A 17,345-nucleotide genomic window follows, 5' to 3' on the forward strand; every position below is an offset into this window, starting at 1 on the left:
TGACGTACTACGTAGATCTCGGTACGTAGCCCCGCAAAAGAGCCCTGTACCTCTGGGGAGGGCTCGGCGAAGCTGTTGACTCTTACTTGAGAACAACAGCGGCTCGGCAGAGACACAAACCACTCGATCCGCTCTCACCCACACACTCCTGATGAGAAAGGTCGTACCCGATATGGCTACCCAGACTTCAACTAAGAAAAAGCTTGCGATTGCTGGCGGCGCTATGCTGCTCGTTGCCGGTGTGAGCGTCGGTGGCGCACTCGTTACCGCTCAGAGCACCATCTTTGACAACGTGTTCGACACCAAGGTCTCAGAGACCTCGGCCGATGGCGAGCTCATCGTGACCGGTGCTCCGATGACCAACACCTTCACCGGCGAGATGAACGGTGAGTCGGTTACCGGATACTACGTCGCAAAGAACACCTCGACGAACGCAACGCTGACCGTGAACCTCGGTTCGCAGGTTCAGCCTGGTGGCACCAAGAGCGCCGAGCTGGCACAGGCGCTCGACACCCGCATCACCGTTGAAGGCAAAACAATTGAGCCAACCGGCAAGCTCGCAAACATGAAGAGCGAGACGTTTGAACTCGCTCCAGGTGCAGAGAAGACCGTTCGTGTTGACGTTTTCGTTGAAGATGCAGACGCGTTCCTCGAAGCAAACCTCGACGGCTCGAAGGTAACTGCCGACTACCTCTTCAACAGCATCGCTCAGTAAGCGCAGCTAAGCCCTCGACGCCGAGCGGATCCACGCTTTTGCGGGACCGCTCGGCGTTCGCACATCTCACGCACCACGTCAAGTGCCGCATCACGGCGCCGCAAAAACTGTACGGAGGCAGAACATGCGCAGCACTATCGTGATCTTACGAACGCTCTCGAGCCTCGCGCTCGTACTGCTCGCTCTCCCGTTCCTTTGGGCTACGGCGAGTGGCGACTACTACATGACCGTGACCGGAAAATCGATGAAACCAACCTACGAGGTCGGTGACGTGCTGGTGGTTCAGCAGGCGGCTGGTAACGAGCTTGAAACCGTCGGACAGCCCGTCGTCGTTTCGTTCGCCGCGGGTGACAAATCAGATCAGTACGTGCACCGCGTGCACGAGATTACTGAAGACGGAGCAATTCTGAAGGGTGACGGGAACGACACCGTTGATCCGCTGCCCGTCACTCAAGAGCAGGTGCTTGGCACCCCGCGATTCGTACTCGCAGGCGAACTCGGGACGCTCTTTCGACTCTCTGAGTTGTGGGCAGTTCGACTGATCGTCGGGGCGGTGTTTCTGATCGCGCTCTTCGTGCCGTCAGGCGGCAAGAAAAAGCGTGCAGAGCAGCAAATTGAAGAGGCCACGACCGAGACTGAACCCGAGCTCATCGAAAGCGGGCGAGTGTCGTGAGGCGCCGCTTCGCGTCGACCTGGGTGATCGCACTTGGCTGCGCCCTCGCGATTGCCGCGGTGGTAGTCGCCCCAGCGCAGGCTGTTGACGTGAAGAACGCTGCACTCACTGTGACCCCATCGCATGGGCTGTTCGATGTGACGCTCTACCCGGGCGATAGCGTTCGGGCCGTCGCGACACTGAACAATAACACCTCGGTTGAGCTCGAGGTTGGCGTCACGCCGATTCTCGCTGACTGGGCGAACAACGATCGAGGCTTGAGCGCCCTACAGCTTTCGTCACATCGTGGATCTGACTGCGATGCGAGCGCCATGGCTGGAGCCCCGACCGTGAATATGGGGGCTGCAACCCGCCTCGACCAGGGCACAATTCTGCCAGGGCAGGCCCAAGAGTTTTGCCTCGAGGTTGCCTACCCGAGTGAAGCCGAGCTTGAGCAGCCGGCCATCTCGGTTGTCGACCTCTCGTTCTCAGCGATCGAACGCGGCAACGGGGGTGCTGAGCTGCCCCCGACCGGCTCTGACGAGGGCGGCGTGCTGAGCCTGGCACTCGCTGGCGGAGCGCTGGTTTTGCTCGGGGCGGCAGCCCTATCTCGAAGGGCGGCTACGCCTGAAGCGGCAGCGGTGAGTGCCGGCGTCGCATAACGCGCACGCACAAACACGCAGTATGTGTGCTGTGTTGACTACGCACACAGTGATACGTACGCGCGTAGAACGCCCAGTGCGGTTACGTAGGTTGCGGGACACCGCCTGAGCAGCCACCCAAAGACCGATTGACTATAAGAGACCGAAAGGGGAAGGCATCATGGGGCACAACAGCAAGCGAATCGATACGGCAACGCAGCCACGTTCGAAGCTGCGCATGCGCGTGAGCCTGGCCCTCGCGACGGTTGCCGTCGTGATTGTCGGGGCCTTCGGCGTCTCGAGCTCGTTCGTCGGCGCGATCACGACCGAAAAGTCGACCGTGTACGGGAACGCTTTTGAGCAGGCCGTTCGCATCAACGCAGGGCCCTACAATCTTCGTGCCACACCCGATGAGGGCGACTTCTTTGGCCCGGGTACTTCGAGCGGCACCGTTTCGTTCGACATGCAGCCCGAGGGTGCCCAGGCGCTCGACCTCGAGAAAGTGCAGCACATTTCGATTTCGGTCGAACTGCCCGAGGGTGTTGAGCCAGGCGAGCTGCCCTCGGAGGTTGCCGAGCATGGCACCGTGCACACGTGGTCTGCCGAGCACAAAGACGCGCGGTGGATCGTGCACAGCCGAGTCTCAATCGAGCAAGATGGCCAGGTCGCGTTGCCGGCCGCATCGTTTGCGATCGAGACAAACCTGACCGTGCCCGTCGCAGAAGAAGCGTTGAAAATTCATGCCACGACTGAGGTTTCGAAGAACCTCGTGAGTACGCACCCAGAGGAGAGCGCGGTTCTTAGCGCGGCGTGGGGCGTCAACACTGGCGTCTACGGGCTGAGCCTCATCAATCCCGCCCGTTCAGACGCCCGGGTCGTGTTTCAGAGCCACCCCACAGCAGAAGGCGAAGACCTGTTCGTGCGTGAGGGCGACGTGTTCACCACGACGGTTCTGCTCCCAGCCGGTGTTACGTTTTCTGAAGACTCAGTGTTCTCGTCGAGCGATAAGACGAGCGGCGGAGTGATGACAGAGCTGACGAGCGAGCAGCGCGGCGATGAGCTAGCGGTCATTGAGACGCGCACGGTCACGCAGGACGCTGTGCTCTACGCGACGAATGAGGCTGCACTTGCCGTTTCTGCGACCCAACAGCTCTGGCGCGAAGGCTTCGAGATTCGTGCCGAAACGACCATGCCGGAACGTTTCGTGAGTGCGCAGCCAGAGTTGCAGCACGAACTTTCGGGCCGCATTCCCGCTCCCACGCTCAATCGTGTGAGCGCCGGCGGCGGGCAGAGTCTCGCGCTTTCGCAGCACGACGCGCAGGCCTATGGCTGGGGCGTCAACGATGGCGGTTCGTCGGGTGTCGGCACAACCTCGGTGACCGTGACCCCTAAGCCGATTAAGACTCACACTGAGAGCCCATTTATGCAGCTTTCTGCAGGCTTCGATCACTCACTCGGCGTTGACCAGAATGGGAAGGTCTATGGCTGGGGAATTGACTACGAAAGCCAGGTAGCGCCGAGCGAGGGCGAGCGCCCGATTTCGTCGCCGAAGCCGGTGAAAATGCATGAGCAGGCGACGTTCACGCAAGTTTCTGCTGGGCAGGGTCACTCGCTTGCGCTCGACACCGACGGTCGCATTTTTGGGTGGGGTAACGGAGTCTCAGGGCAGCTCGCTGAGGTGCCCGACGAGTACGGTTTGGTCTTTGAAGGGACACCGCTTCCTGCGCCTGAAGGGGTGCAGTTTGTTCAGGCCGTTGCAGGATCTGAGGTGACCATCGCTCTCGCAAATGACGGCAGTGTGTGGGGAACGGGCAGTAACCGGAGCGGCCAGCTCGGTTTGGGGCAGGACGTGACAGACGTGAAGACGTTTACCGAGATTCGCATGCCAGATAATGCGCGCATCGTGCAGCTTGCTGCGAGCAACGTTGACCCGACCAACACGCATGTTCTTGCGCTCACAGAGCATGGAGAAATTATTGCATGGGGTTCGAATAGCCGCGGCCAGGCAGGAACGGCTTCGACTACGGGCGCAGTACCTGCGACCATGTGGAACCCCACCTTTATTCGCACACCCGAAGGGTTATCTTTCACGAGGGTTGAAGCGAGCGCGAAGTTTTCACTGGCCATTGGCGACGATGGGCGAGTGTACTCCTGGGGCGGTCAGACACTTGGATACAAGTCGCAGAGCAACGTCACAATTCCACGCGAGATTGGTGAGCTGCCCGATGTCGCAAACGGGTACATTGATATTGCCGGTGGTGACGGGTATGCGTTTGCGTTAGGCGCCGACAATGCCTTGTACGCTTGGGGCACTGGCGTTGACGGCCAACTTGGCACCGGTAGCAGCAAGAATTCTGACACTCCGATTCCGGTCAAGCAGGATCTCACCCGTGACGTCGACGACCTCGAAGACGGCACTTCTGCTGACACCGAGCCTGACGAAGCGGCTGATGAAGCGGCTGGCGAGCAGCGAGAAGGCGGATCGCAGCAACCTGGAACCGAGGCAGCGAACGAGGGTCAGCTTGATAACGAAGAGAGCGAAGACGCCACCGAAGAACCCGTCGAAGAAGCGGGAGAAATGCTGCCTGCTTTGCCTGATTCGGGTGTGCAACCCCGCGTAGACGCTGAAACGAGAGTGGGGCAGCAAGACGGGGTCGCCCGCAAAGACTCACCGGTGCCGGCAGGTTCTGTGTTCACTGTGCAGTGACAGGAAAGCGTCGCCCGGTTACGATACAAATATTCACTCACCGAACATAGGAAATGCTATGACGCATGCGGTACCCAAGGCTCGACTGAAAACCTTCGCTGCTGTGACGGTGGTGATGGGACTTTTGGCTGGCGGTAGTGCTGCAGCGAATGCGGCCGTTACCCCTGACCATGGGCCCGACGCTGGCAGCACCGTTGTGACGGTACCAGCCCCCGACATGAGCCTCGATGTTGCTGGAGCGAACGGTTCGGCCTCGTTCGCGGCAGACGCTTCGGGGGCGACTTACGCTTGGGGCTCAGGCTTTCGTGGCCAGCACGGTGATGGCCAAGGTGCCGCATTGAGCAAGACCCCCGTGCTCGTGAGCGTGCCCGGCAGCGCCAGGCTGGTAGAAATCACAGGAGGCGACACACACGTTCTCGGTCTCGATACCGACGGCCGCGTGTTCGGCTGGGGTGGCAACACGAGAAGCCAACTTGGGCTCGGTGACACGCAAGACCGTTTAGAGCCAACCCCGATTGCGTTGCTTGACGGAGTGACCGCGAATCAGGTTGAGGCTGGCTTCTACCATTCACTTGCCCTCGGTTCAAACGGCAGAGTGTACGGGTGGGGCGACAACGGTAACGGTCAGCTTGGCAACCCGGCTGCTGGAAAAAATGCCAGCCTCCCCGTCGAGGCGCAGCTGCCCGCTGACGTGCGCGTGACCGCTCTCGCCGCGGGGTCATACTTCTCGCTTGCGCTCTCCGAATCGGGCGACCTGTACGCATGGGGCTACAACGATAAAGGCCAACTCGGCGATGGCTCGACGGTGACCCGTTCGACACCGGTCAAGGTTGAGAACCCAGACGGGGCTCACTTCGTCTCAGTTGCTGCGGGAAATGGCCAGTCGTATGCTGTCACGACGAGCGGCGAGGTCTATGCCTGGGGTACGAACGACTCGGGCCAGCTCGGCACGGGCGACACCACCGGCAGTGTCCTACCGAAACGTGTGAACTTTGCGACGGGGGTGAGCATCGTGAGCATCGCTGCCGGGCACTCACATACGCTCGCGTTGGACAGTGATGGAACCGCATACGCCTGGGGTTTGAACACGCGGGGGCAGCTTGGCCTCGGCGATACCGCCGTGCGGTTGTCACCCGAAGCGGTTACGCTGCCTGGAAAGGTTCTGGTGGGTCAGGTCGCCGCGGGTGAAGGGCACTCGATCGCGATTGGCGCTGACGGTAACGCCTACGGGTGGGGTGCGAACGGCCCCTTCGGGCAAGTCGGCGACGACACGACGACCAATCGTGACACACCTGTTCGGGTCAAGTTTCCTATTGCGGTGACCGAGGTGACCTTCGACGGTCTCGCCGGCACGAATCTCGGCGGTAATGATGACTGGACCTATTCGGTGACGACCCCCGCGCACGAGGCGGGCGCAGTCGACGTCGGTGTCCACTGGACTCTGTACGGGGTGCAACAGGAGACCCAGCTGTACCCTGGCGGTTTTACGTATGAGGCTCCCGCGACACCGCCAACCATCACCGACCCGAGCGACCAGCGGGTGCGCGAGGGTGACCTTGCAACGTTCGACGTGGTCGTGACGGGAACTCCCACGCCAACGGTCACCTGGCAGGTTTCGCGCGATGGTGGCAAGACCTGGGAAGAATCGTTCGAAGTGGCGGGTGCCACGGTCAGTGAGTCAGGGCTGGCGATTGAGGTCTCGGGCAATCTCAGCTTCGACGGCTACGAGTTTCGCGCAATCGCAACCAATAGCGAAGCCTCGGTTGAGAGTGCCGCTGCAACGCTGCGGGTCGATGCCACTGATGACGGAAGCAGTGATGACGGAAGTACTGATGACGGAAGTACTGATGACGGAAACGTTGATGACGGAAGTACTGATGACGGAAGCAGTGATGACGGAAACGTTGATGACGGAAGTACTGATGATGGAAGTACTGATGACGGAAGCAGTGATGACGGAAACGTTGATGACGGAAGCACTGATGGCGGAAGCACTGATGGCGGGAACGTTGACGACGGGACCGTTGATGACGGAAGTACTGATGGCGGGAACGTTGACGACGGGAACGTTGATGACGGAGATACCGACGGTGCCGATTCCGATGGCAGTGATTCCGGTGGCAGCGCTACCGATGGCGGAAACCATGGGGGCAAAGGCGACGGCACCTCGGGAAGTGGATCGGGAGTCGGCGGGCACGATCCGCTCGTGACAACCGGTGGATCTTCGCTTACCGCGTTCTGGGTGATCGGCGGTGTGCTGCTGCTCGCTGGGGCCGCGATGGTTGTCGTGTCACGTCTCAAGAAGAAGTAGCCGGTCGCGGGTGCGTGGCATCTTGGTGCAGCACACGATCTTTTCACTAAGGTCAGGCTAAGCTACATCGCATGAACGCCATGCACCTGCTCTCTGGCGGGCTCGGAACCCCGGGCCAGCAGACGCAATACTCGAGCTACTATCGGGCCATCGCAGAAACGGCGCACGCCGAGCAGCAGTCGGGTGCGTTTACGAGGCACCGGCTTCGCGACCATGTGGGTGAAGGCACAATCGAGACCGCAGAGCTCAGCTCTGGGCTGCGCATCACCCGCTACGACGTGGCCTACGCGAGCGATCACACGGTTGCCTACGACTTCGACGGCGACCGCTTTGAGCTCGAGATGTGCCTCGAGGGCGGTATGCGCATTACCGAAGAGCGAGCTGGGCACGGTGACCTTGGCGCCTACGCCACCTCAATCACTCCGTTCTGCCCGACGAAGGGCATGCTCGTGCAAGAGGCGGGGCAGCGGTATCGCGCCGTCTCTGTCACCTCGAACCGGGCGGGCCTCGAAGCGCATCTTGGGGGCCTTGGGGTTGACGGTTTTGTGGCGCTGCTCGCCGAGCTTGAGTCGGGGGTCGGGACTGATCTGTATCTTGGGCGCGGAACCGAGCTGCGTGGACTCGCTAGGGTGATGGGCGAAATCTTTGACATCAACCCTGACAGTCAGGCTCGAACACTCCTCATGGAAGCGAAGGTCATGACGGCGCTCGCTATCGTCGCCGACGCGGCTTCGCAGCGAATCCCGGAGCACGGCCTCGACGCCTACGAGGTAGCGGCGCTGCGGCGGGTGCCAGCGATACTGTGGCGTGAGCGGTTTGACCTGCCGCAGATGAGCGACGTTGCAAGACATCTCTCGATGAGCGCGAAGCGGCTCTCAGCAGGGTTCAAGAAGCTGTATGGGGTGACCCCGATCGAGTACCACCGTAACTTTTGTATTGAGCGAGCGGCTGACCTGCTCGTGCGCAGTGACTGGACCGTCGAACGCATTGGCTTCGAAGTAGGGTATTCGTCGGCCAGCAACTTCGTGTATGCCTTTCGGCAGCGCACTGGCCGCACCCCGGCCGAGTACCGACGCTCACTCGGGTAAAGCACGGCCGTTCGGGCATGGGCGCTCGCGTGAGTATGACTCGTAGGCCCCTCACTCAACATGGGTAGGGTGCTCGCTCCACATCAGATGGGGCGGCGCCGGGCGACGATAGAACCTGGCCATTTTCTGTGGCCATACCGTGTTCTTCCGCGTTTCAAGAAAGGCCCAGCGCTTACCCATGGCTGCCCGTTTTCCTTCTCGTTTGACCCTCGCGAGCGCGACGCTCGTCGCCCTCGCCTCGCTCGCCCTGAGCGGCTGCTCGGGCCCCGCCCCTGAGCCCACCACCGAAACCGGGGTCGAAGAGGTCGCCTCGGGCTGGCCGCGAGACCTCGCGATGTTCGATAACGCGGGCGAGCCCGTGACCCAGACGCTGAAGGCCGAGCCGCAGCGCGTCGTGGTCGTGGGGCAGAACCTCGCCGAACTCATGGTCGCCTTCGACGTTGAAGACAAGATCGTGGGCGTTGGCTACCTCGATGGCGCCGACTCTTACTACGAAGAGCAGCTCGAAACGCTGCCGAAGCTCTCAGACCAGGTGCCTTCGGTCGAGTCGGTCATGGCGCTCAACCCCGACGTGATTCTCTCGATGTCGTTTGCAATGACCGAAGAAAACCTCGGAACGATCGAGACCTGGAACGAGCGTGGGGTGCAGGTCATTACCGCCGATAACTACACGATCGGCCGTGACCTCGACACGTACTACGACGACATTCGCAACATCGGTCTCGCCTTCAACGTGACTGAGCAAACCGACGCGTACATCGCCGACGAGCAGAAGACGCTCGACGCGATCACGAAGGTCTCTGAGGGGGCTGAAACGACTCCGCAGGTGCTGCTTGTTGCGAGCGGCGGGGCGAACAAGCTCACCTACAACTACTACTCACCATCTCTCGGACTTGTCGATGAGATGGTCGAGGCGGCTGGCGGCGAGTATGTAGAGGTGTCAAAAGAGACCTACGCAGAGATGTCGGCTGAGACGATCATCAAGGCCAACCCCGACGTGATCGTCATGACGCAGTTTCAAAAGGGCAGCTCAGAAGAAGAGCGCGAGGCTCTCGTGACCGATGAACGCCTCGCCGGTGTGACCGCGATCGCCGAAGATCGCGTATACCTGCTCGACTACGCGACCTCGGTGCGCGGCACCCCACACCTCGGCGAGCTCACGCTCAGCCTGGCCGAGCAGCTGCACCCCGAGCTGAACTACCGATGAGCGGGGGCTCACTGACCCGTCAGAAACCGGCCGCCTCATCGGGCGCCGGTTCTGGCGCGGGCGCACGCCGCTCCAAAGTTCGCGGCGTGCGCGGCCCAGTCGCCGGCGTCGTGGTGGTCGTGGCCCTCGCGGTGTCGATCGTGGCGGCGGTGTCGATCGGGCAAATGAGCATTCCCTTCTCAGAGGTGCTCCAGGTCATCGGTCGCAGGGTCTTCGGGCTCTCGACCGCCGGCAGCGCCGATGCACTGCAGTTCGACAACGTGGTGTGGGATATTCGTCTGCCGCGTGTGCTGCTCAGCGTGCTCGTGGGCGCGGGCCTCGCGATGTGCGGCGTCGTGATGCAGGCCGCCCTGCAAAACCCGCTCGCTGACCCCTACCTGCTCGGCGTCTCGGCCGGCGGATCGCTCGGCGCGACCGTCGCGATTCTCACCGGCTTTGGCGCGAGCGGCCTCTTCATGGGCGCCACGCTACCCGTGTGGGCATTCGCGGGAAGCGTGATCGCGACGGCTATCGTCTTGATTGTCGGCTCACTGGGCTCCCGCGGATCGGCCGTGAAACTCGTGCTCGCCGGCGCCGCGGTCAACGCGTTGTGCTCTGCTATCGCAAGCTCGTTCGTGTACTTTGCTGCGTCGGCGGAGGGGATCCGCTCGGTAACCTTTTGGATGCTCGGAAGCCTCGCCTCGGCGACCTGGGCGAGCATTCCGCTGCCCGCGATTGTCGTCGCGTTTGCGGCGCTCGTCATGCTCACGCAGGTGCGCAACCTCGACGTTATGCTCACGGGCGACGAATCGGCGGTGACGCTCGGTGTCGACTCGGTTTCGCGGCGCCGCTGGTACCTGTTGCTGTGCGCTCTTGTGACCGGCGTGCTCGTGTCGCAGGTTGGCGTGATCGGTTTCGTTGGCTTGCTCGTGCCGCACGTGGTGCGTGGCATCGTCGGCTCATCGCACAGGGTGCTGTTACCGGTCGCCGTGTGCGCGGGCGGGCTCTTCCTGCTCTGGGCCGACGTGCTCGCTCGTGTGGTCGTGTCGAACTCAGAACTGCCCATCGGCATTGTCACGGCGGTGCTCGGTGCACCGGTGTTCTTGCACATGCTCACGAAAAAGGAGTATCGCTTTGGTTGAGAACGAAACTCAGGGCAACGGCTGCACCCTTGACGCAAGGGGAGTCTCGGTCGCGATTGATGGAACCCAGATTGTGCAAGACATGAGCGTGCGCGCCGAGGCGGGCGAGTTCGTTGGCGTCGTCGGGCCAAACGGTAGCGGCAAGAGCACACTCCTGAAGGCGCTCTACAAGACGGTGAAACCGCAGGCCGGCGAGATCATGCTTGGCAGCCTCGACGTGAAAAACGCCAAGCCCGCGGTCGTCGCAAGGCAGCTCTCGGTCATCTCGCAATTTCAGGAGTCAGGCTTTAGCCTTTCGGTGCGCGAGATGGTCGCCCTCGGGAGGGCCCCGCACCTGAAGCTCCTCGCACCCGAGAGTGCGCGAGACAAGCAGCTCGTGACCGAGGCGCTCGCCGTCGTGGGGCTCTCAGACGATGCCGAGCGCAGCATTCAGACGCTCTCGGGCGGTGAGCGGCAGCGCGTCGCTCTTGCCCGCTCGCTCGCGCAGGAGCCGAAGTTTCTCATTCTTGACGAGCCCACGAACCACCTCGATGTGCGGCATCAGCTTGAGGTGCTCGACACCGTGCGGGCGCTTGAGGTCGGGGTCTTGGCGGCGCTGCACGATCTGCATCTCGCCGCACGGTACTGCGACCGAATTTATGTGGTCGCTGCCGGGCGCATCGTGGCCGCGGGGGCGCCGGACGAGGTGCTCACGCCAGAGCTCATCGCCGAGGTGTACGGGGTCGCGTGCGAAACGTACCGCGACCCGCGCGGCAACCTCGCCTTCACCTATATCTCGTCGGGCGCGCGCGTCGCGGTGTGAGCTGGCGGTGTGATGCGGCGGTGTGCGCTGGCGGTGTGATGCGGCGATGTGCGCTGGCGGTGTGATGCGGCGGTGTGATGCGGCGATGGTGCGAGCTGACGGTGTGACGCGGCGGGATCTAGCGGCGGGGTGCTTCCTGGCGTGACGCGCCGACTGATCTGGGGGTGGCGCCCTGCCGCAAGGAGGGTACGCTGAGAGGGTGAGAGAAAAAAGCGAGCAGGCGAAGGGGCCGGAGCGACGCGTCGGGCTGACCCCGACGAAAATCGTCGCCGAGGCGAGAGAACTCACGCGCGGGCGGGGTTTCCACTCGTGGACAGTGCGCGATCTTGCCGCCGCACTTGACGTCGCCCCATCGGTCATTTACCACCACATTGGCGGTAAACAAGAGATCATTCGTTGCGTGATCGAGGGTGCAGTCGCTGAGCTTACCCCGCCTCGCACTGACGTGTGCTGGCAGGAGTTCTTTCGCGGCTTCCTGCTCGAGATCTACCCAATTCTACGCGAGTACCCCGGCGCCGCGAAGTGGCTCATGATGCACGGGCCGTCGTTCCCCTCGGTGCGCAGTTTCTTTGACGTGGGCCACACCTCGCTCACTCGTGCAGGCTTCGAGCGGCCCGCGGTCGTGTACGCCCTGCTCGTGAACTCCGCCGTGCTGACCGTGATGCTCAGCGACGAGCGCCTCGAAGGCGGCGAAGATGGGCCACGCGATCACGGGGCCATGAAGCGTAGCTTCGAGTCGATCCGCGAGGGCAGTATTGGCGTTGCGACGATGATTGACGAGATGCTCGTGCCCTTCACCGCCGACCCCGATGGAGCCGGTAAAGCCCTCAACTTCGAGTATTACAGCCTCCTTATCAGCGTGATGATCGCGGGCCTCGAGCAGCAGCTCCAGGCGTAGAACATCCGGGGCGCCCTTGCCCCGCTGTCTCGTTCTGCCTTCTCGTTCTGCCTTCTCCCGACATCTTCTCGCGCCCCGTCGCCTCCGTCTCCTCTCCCGTCGCCCGATTTCGGGCGACGCCTCGTCGAGAGGTCAAAAAGTGTCGATTTTATAAGGAATTTCGACACTTTTTGACCTTTCGATGAAGATGAAAAGTGAAGGGGACGGCGAGATCGGCTACGAGGGCGACCGTGAACGAAAGTCGAACATGAGAGGCTCGGGCCGAACGGTACTACATCGCCAGTTGCGCTGATTAGGGTTGCCTTACTATCATGTGATGAAACTAGATCAACGTTCTAGAATGTCGTCACTCGAACACTGTTCGAGAAAGTTGAAAGGCTGTTATGCCCAGGAAAAAGTACTCCCGTCTTGCGTCGTTCGCCGCGTCAGTCACTGCCATCGCGGTGCTCGCCGGCTGCAGTCAGGCATCGACAGAAAAACCTGCCACCAGCGGTGAGACTCGCGAAATCACCTCAGAGATGGGCAAGGTAGAGGTTCCGGTTGAAGCGAAGCGCATTGTCGCGCTCGACGAGCCGGCGGCACTCAATCTTTTGAGCATCGGCATCACGCCGGTCGCAGTGTACGACTCGTGGAGCACGACCGTGCCAAAGCAGATTCTTGAAGACGAGGGCATCGAGATTCACTCGACGAGCACCTGGTACCCAGAGCTCGAAGAGGTTGCCGAGCTTGACCCTGACCTCATCGTGGGATCGGCAGCTGAGGGCTTCGCGCAGAGTGCGCCCGACTACTCGTCGGTTGCCCCGCTCGTAGCAGGACTCTACGCTGGAACAGGCCAGGAGATCATCGAGGCCTACGGCGAATACTTTGACCGCGCTGAACAGGCAGAGGCAGTCGCCAAGGTACTTGACGAGATGGGCGAGGCGAACGCGCAGGCGCAGGGCGCTGAGCCGAAGTCGCTCTCGGTGCTCATGTCGTGGGCGCAAGACAATATGCCGCTCTACATGGACAACACGAACTCGCTGCACGGAGCACTCGCGAGCTCGGGCTTCACTCGCCCAGAACTACAGGACGCGGTTCCCGAAGAGGGCAGCGCGTTCGGCGGTTGGACCCCATTCTCGCCAGAGCAGCTTCCCGAGCATGACGCCGACGTGCTCGCCGTAGCGGTTGCGGCGCAGTACAACCTTGACGGTATCACCGACCTGCCACTGTACGAGAAGCTGGGTGCGGTCACGAACGACCACTCGGTCGTTGTCGACGGTGACCTGTGGAGCGGTGGCGCAGCCTTCTACACCTACTGGGTGCTTGCCGACCTCGCGACCTTTGCCGACGACAGCTTTGCCCCCGGCACTGAGAAAGACGCCGCCGACCGCTGGGCCGCCTTCATCGAAGCGGCAAAGGCTTAACTGATGCACGATCACGCGCCCAGGTCGGCTCCCGAGCAGTCGGCTCCCGAGCAGTCGGTGCCCGAGAAAAGGTCACTCGAGAACCCGGCACCCGAGCAATCAGCGCCCGAGCATCCGGGCACCGAGCACCAACGGGTGACCTTTTTCGAGCTCGCGGCTCCCGTGCGCGGGCGCGTGATCGCCTCGGGGGTGCTCGCGGCCTTTGGCGCCGTATCGGGCATTATTCCCGTGCTGTTTGCCATGCGGCTCTCAGCGCTGCTGTTTGCCATGCGGCTCTCAGCGCTGCTGCTTGCGGGCGGCGGCTTTGCGAACGCGGCAACGGCCGCGGGCACGGCAACGGTAACGGCAACGGTAACGGCAACGGCCGCGGGCACGGCAACGGGCACGGCCACGGCCGCAGTGTCGACGAGCGAGGTCGTTTGGCTCGTGGCGCTACTCATCGTGAGCGTCGCTGCCGCGCAGGCGCTCACGATGATCGGTTATGGGCTGAGCCATACCGCCGATGCGCGGCTCAGCGAGCACTTGCGTCAGCGCCAAATCACGCAGTCGCTTCGGCTACCGCTTGACTGGTTCTCGCGCGAGGGGTCTGGGCGTGTAAAGAAGGTCGTGCAAGACGACGTGACAAAGGTGCATCAGCTCATTGCGCACGTCGTTCCTGACACGGTGAATGGTGTCGTGCGGCCGCTCGCGAGCCTGGCGCTGCTCTTCGTGCTCGATTGGCGCATCGGGCTCATCGCGCTCATTCCACTCGGGCTTGCCATGGCGAGCATGCCGCTCATGATGAAAGACCTCTCGCAGCGCTACGAGTGGTACAACGAGGCACTCGCAGAGCTCAACGCGGCGATGGTCGAGTTCGTGAGGGGCATCGCGCCCATCAAGATTTTTGAGGCCTCGAATAGGGGCCCGCAGCGCTTTCAAACGAGCGCCGTCGCGCACCACGATCGCTACCGGGAGTGGATGGAGCAGACGGTCTACGGCTCGGCGCTCATCATGGTCTTCACTTCACCGGCCTTCGCGATCGCGACGGCCGCCCTCGGAACCGGCGCTCTCGTGCTCTTCGCTGGCCTCAGCCCCGTGCTGTTGCTGCCATCGGTGCTGCTCGCGGCCAATATTGCCGGGCCGCTCTACATGCTCGCCCAAATGCGGCAATTCATGAGGGAGGCGAGCGGATCGGCGCAGAACATTGCCGACTTCTTCTCGCTGCCAGCGGCTCCCGTTGGTGACCCTGAGCTCGCCATGCAGGGGGTGAGAACCGAGATCGAGGGTGTGAGCTTTACGTACCCGGACGGGCCGACGGCGCTGCGTGAGGTTACCGAGACGCTCGCGCCCGGCACGGTCACCGCACTCGTCGGCCCCTCGGGGTCGGGCAAGTCGACGCTCGCGACGTTGGTGCCGCGGCTTATCGACCCCGATAGCGGATCGATTCGGCTGGGCGGGGCCGACAGTGCGAGGCTCACCGCCGAAGCGCTGTACCGAAACGTTGCGTTTGTGTTTCAACAGCCCTACCTCTTGCGTATGTCGGTGCGCGATAACATTCGCATTGCGCGGCCTGACAGCAGTGATGAGGCCGTCGAGGCAGCGGCACGCGTCGCCCAGATTCACGAGCGAATCACCCGGCTGCCGGAGGGCTACGACACCGTTGTGGGTGAGGGAGCGAGGCTCTCGGGCGGCGAGAAGCAGCGGCTCTCGATCGCGAGGGCGGTGCTTACCGATGCGCCCCTGCTCGTGCTCGACGAGGCGACGGCCTTTGCCGACCCCGACTCTGAGGCTGAGATTCAGCGCGCGCTCGCCTCGCTTACCAGGGGTCGAACTTTGCTCGTCGTGGCGCACCGACTGCACACGATCACGGGAGCCGATCAGATACTCGTGCTCGACGGTGGGCGCGTGGTCGAGCGCGGCACGCACGAGGGGCTCATCGCCCACGGCGGGCTGTACGAGCGCATGTGGAACGCCTACGAAGAGGGGCGCCGGTATGGCGTGCGCGCCGGTGCCGCCATCGAACACGATCAGGGGGCGCTCATCGCGCCCGTCATCGCGCCCGAGGGAGTTCAGAATGCTTAGGCTGCTTTTTCGATTTGCCGACCAGCACGCGAGAAGGCGGCTTGCGCTGTACCTCACGGTGACGGTGGCCGCGACGCTCAGCATCGCGGGCCTGCTCGTCTCGCTCGTGCCACTTGTCGGGTACCTTTTCTCAGGTGATACCGATGCGGCGCTGCGCACGCTCGGGGTCGTCGCATGCTTTGGGGTCGCGACCGCGGTGCTCGAGTTTTTCGGTACGGTGCTCGGGCAGCGGGCCGGAGCTACGCTCATTCTTCGCATGCACCAGGTCATCGGTGAGCGCGTCATGCGTCTGCCGCTCGGCTGGTTCGACACCGAGCGGGCGGGGGCGCTCAGTCACCTGACGGCGCGGGGCGTCACGTTCGCGGCCAACGCTCCAGAGTCGATTTTGCGGGCAGTGCTGCAGGCGGTCATCGCACCGTTGTGCGTTGGCCTCGCGATGTTCGCGGTCGATGTTCCGGTTGCGATCACGATGGTCGTGGGCATTCTCGTCGTGGTCATCGTGTGGGCACTCACTCGTTCACGTGGGCAGCAGCTCGAGCGTGCCGCAGATGTTATTCAGCAGGAAGGCGCCTCACGGGTTCTCGAGTTCGCCACGGCACAGCCGGCGGTTCGGGCAGCGGGGCCAGATTCGCTCGCCGAGCGCGGAGTGCGCCGGGCGCTTACTGATCAGCGCGTCATGACTGAGCGCACGCTGCGCGGTCGCACCCGCAGCATGGCGCTCTATAGCGCGCTCGCATACCTCGCCATGTTCGCCGTCGTGACGGTGAGCGTCATGCGGGTCATGTCAGGGGAGCTCGAGGCCTCGATGGGCATCGCACTCATCATGCTGCAAATCATTATGACCTGGTTCGCGAACCACGGGCTGCCGTTCGGTGAGGGGCTTGACCTTGCGTTGCGCACGCTCACCGAGATCGATGATCTGCTCGAACAACCGCTGCTCAGCGAACCGGCCGAGGCGAAGGCTGCACGCGATAGCTCGGTCGAACTCGACCGCGTGACCTTCGGGTACAGTCGCGATACCCCCGTGATTCGTGACGCCTCATTCAAGGTTGCTGCCGGAAGCATGACCGCGATCGTTGGGCCCTCGGGGTCTGGCAAAACGACGATCGCGCGACTGATCGCCAGGTTCTATGATGTCGACTCGGGTGCGATCCGCATTGGCGGTCATGACGTGCGCGAGCTGGGAACGCAAGCAGCGCTGGCAAACGTCTCGATGGTGTTTCAAGACGTCTATCTCTTTGAAGACACACTGCGTGAGAACATTCGCCTCGGCAATGCCCAGGCGAGCGACGCTGAGGTTGAGGCCGTGGCCGCCCGTGCCGGGGTGACCGAGATTGCCGAGCGGCTGCCACACGGCTTCGACACCAGGGTGGGCGAGGGCGGCGGCACGCTTTCTGGGGGTGAGCGGCAGCGCGTCTCGATTGCCAGAGCGCTGCTCAAAGACGCGCCCATTGTGCTTCTTGATGAGGCGACCGCTGCGCTCGATATCGAGAGCGAACGCCTCATTCAGCGGGGCCTCACCGAGCTCACCGGGCAGAAAACGCTCATCGTGATTGCGCACCGCCTGCAGACGATCAGGCAGGCCGACCAGATTGTCGTTTTGACCGAGCGCGGCGAGATCGAAGCGGTGGGCAGCCACGAGCGGCTGCTCGAAACCAGCCCGACCTACGCGGGCTTCTGGCGAGAGCGTGAATCGTCGCAGAGCTGGCGCATCGATGCTGCGTCGTAGCCCCGTTCGG

The 17,345-nt window shown here is 62.6% G+C and carries 13 protein-coding genes; all 13 read left to right on the forward strand.

All coding sequences use genetic code 11. The annotated features are described in order from the left end of the window. Positions 1–151 precede the first annotated feature (151 nt). The 13 genes from KTJ78_RS09235 to KTJ78_RS09295 all read left to right on the forward strand — a co-directional run bounded on the left by KTJ78_RS09235 (position 152) and on the right by KTJ78_RS09295 (position 17,335). Positions 152–715: a hypothetical protein gene (locus tag KTJ78_RS09235; protein ID WP_217134931.1), complete on the forward strand. Its 564-nt coding sequence runs from the start codon at positions 152–154 to the stop codon at positions 713–715. 124 nt (positions 716–839) lie between these two features. Continuing rightward, the gene (locus tag KTJ78_RS09240; RefSeq protein WP_217134933.1) at positions 840–1,388 is read left to right on the forward strand and encodes a S24 family peptidase; all 549 of its coding nucleotides are present in this window, start codon (positions 840–842) and stop codon (positions 1,386–1,388) included. Beyond that, positions 1,385–2,029 carry a hypothetical protein gene (locus KTJ78_RS09245; protein WP_217134935.1) on the forward strand — a complete coding sequence of 215 codons (645 nt, stop codon included), beginning with the start codon at positions 1,385–1,387 and terminating at the stop codon, positions 2,027–2,029. Before KTJ78_RS09240 ends, KTJ78_RS09245 begins: the two co-directional genes overlap by 4 nt. A 160-nt stretch (positions 2,030–2,189) precedes the next feature. After that, positions 2,190–4,715, forward strand: coding sequence for an RCC1 domain-containing protein (locus tag KTJ78_RS09250; protein ID WP_217134937.1), 2,526 nt, complete (start codon positions 2,190–2,192; stop codon positions 4,713–4,715). A gap of 58 nt (positions 4,716–4,773) precedes the next feature. Continuing rightward, positions 4,774–7,026, forward strand: a complete 2,253-nt coding sequence (locus KTJ78_RS09255; protein ID WP_217134938.1) for an RCC1 domain-containing protein — start codon at positions 4,774–4,776, stop codon at positions 7,024–7,026. 71 nt (positions 7,027–7,097) lie between these two features. Next, positions 7,098–8,114, forward strand: a complete 1,017-nt coding sequence (locus KTJ78_RS09260; RefSeq protein ID WP_217134940.1) for a helix-turn-helix domain-containing protein — start codon at positions 7,098–7,100, stop codon at positions 8,112–8,114. 178 nt (positions 8,115–8,292) lie between these two features. Continuing rightward, the gene (locus KTJ78_RS09265) at positions 8,293–9,321 is read left to right on the forward strand and encodes an ABC transporter substrate-binding protein (RefSeq protein WP_217134941.1); all 1,029 of its coding nucleotides are present in this window, start codon (positions 8,293–8,295) and stop codon (positions 9,319–9,321) included. 86 nt (positions 9,322–9,407) lie between these two features. Next, complete coding sequence (locus KTJ78_RS09270; protein WP_217134943.1) at positions 9,408–10,442, forward strand: FecCD family ABC transporter permease; 1,035 nt, start codon at positions 9,408–9,410, stop codon at positions 10,440–10,442. Next, a complete protein-coding gene (locus KTJ78_RS09275) occupies positions 10,435–11,244 on the forward strand; it encodes an ABC transporter ATP-binding protein (protein ID WP_254259550.1) in 810 nt (269 codons plus the stop codon). The genes KTJ78_RS09270 and KTJ78_RS09275 overlap by 8 nt, the downstream gene beginning before the upstream one ends. A gap of 199 nt (positions 11,245–11,443) precedes the next feature. Then, entirely contained in the window at positions 11,444–12,142 is a 699-nt protein-coding gene (locus KTJ78_RS09280; protein WP_217134945.1) for a TetR/AcrR family transcriptional regulator, read from the forward strand. A gap of 383 nt (positions 12,143–12,525) precedes the next feature. Further along, positions 12,526–13,545, forward strand: coding sequence for an ABC transporter substrate-binding protein (locus tag KTJ78_RS09285; RefSeq protein ID WP_217134947.1), 1,020 nt, complete (start codon positions 12,526–12,528; stop codon positions 13,543–13,545). 3 nt (positions 13,546–13,548) lie between these two features. Further along, on the forward strand, positions 13,549–15,606 hold the full coding sequence (locus KTJ78_RS09290) for an ABC transporter ATP-binding protein (protein WP_217134949.1): 2,058 nt from the start codon (positions 13,549–13,551) through the stop codon (positions 15,604–15,606). Continuing rightward, a complete protein-coding gene (locus KTJ78_RS09295; protein ID WP_217134951.1) occupies positions 15,599–17,335 on the forward strand; it encodes an ABC transporter ATP-binding protein in 1,737 nt (578 codons plus the stop codon). The genes KTJ78_RS09290 and KTJ78_RS09295 overlap by 8 nt, the downstream gene beginning before the upstream one ends. The last annotated feature ends 10 nt before the right edge of the window (positions 17,336–17,345 follow it).

This window comes from Leucobacter chinensis, from assembly GCF_019049105.1.
Classification (GTDB): domain Bacteria; phylum Actinomycetota; class Actinomycetes; order Actinomycetales; family Microbacteriaceae; genus Leucobacter_A; species Leucobacter_A chinensis.

Excerpts from the sequence above, each read along its gene's own strand:
- KTJ78_RS09290 (WP_217134949.1), top strand. The coding sequence starts at position 13,549 with ATGCACGATCACGCGCCCAGGTCGGCTCCCGAGCAGTCGGCTCCCGAG.
- KTJ78_RS09255 (WP_217134938.1), top strand. The coding sequence starts at position 4,774 with ATGACGCATGCGGTACCCAAGGCTCGACTGAAAACCTTCGCTGCTGTG.
- KTJ78_RS09295 (WP_217134951.1), top strand. The coding sequence starts at position 15,599 with ATGCTTAGGCTGCTTTTTCGATTTGCCGACCAGCACGCGAGAAGGCGG.
- KTJ78_RS09260 (WP_217134940.1), top strand. The coding sequence starts at position 7,098 with ATGAACGCCATGCACCTGCTCTCTGGCGGGCTCGGAACCCCGGGCCAG.
- KTJ78_RS09265 (WP_217134941.1), top strand. The coding sequence starts at position 8,293 with ATGGCTGCCCGTTTTCCTTCTCGTTTGACCCTCGCGAGCGCGACGCTC.
- KTJ78_RS09235 (WP_217134931.1), top strand. The coding sequence starts at position 152 with ATGAGAAAGGTCGTACCCGATATGGCTACCCAGACTTCAACTAAGAAA.
- KTJ78_RS09240 (WP_217134933.1), top strand. The coding sequence starts at position 840 with ATGCGCAGCACTATCGTGATCTTACGAACGCTCTCGAGCCTCGCGCTC.
- KTJ78_RS09250 (WP_217134937.1), top strand. The coding sequence starts at position 2,190 with ATGGGGCACAACAGCAAGCGAATCGATACGGCAACGCAGCCACGTTCG.
- KTJ78_RS09285 (WP_217134947.1), top strand. The coding sequence starts at position 12,526 with ATGCCCAGGAAAAAGTACTCCCGTCTTGCGTCGTTCGCCGCGTCAGTC.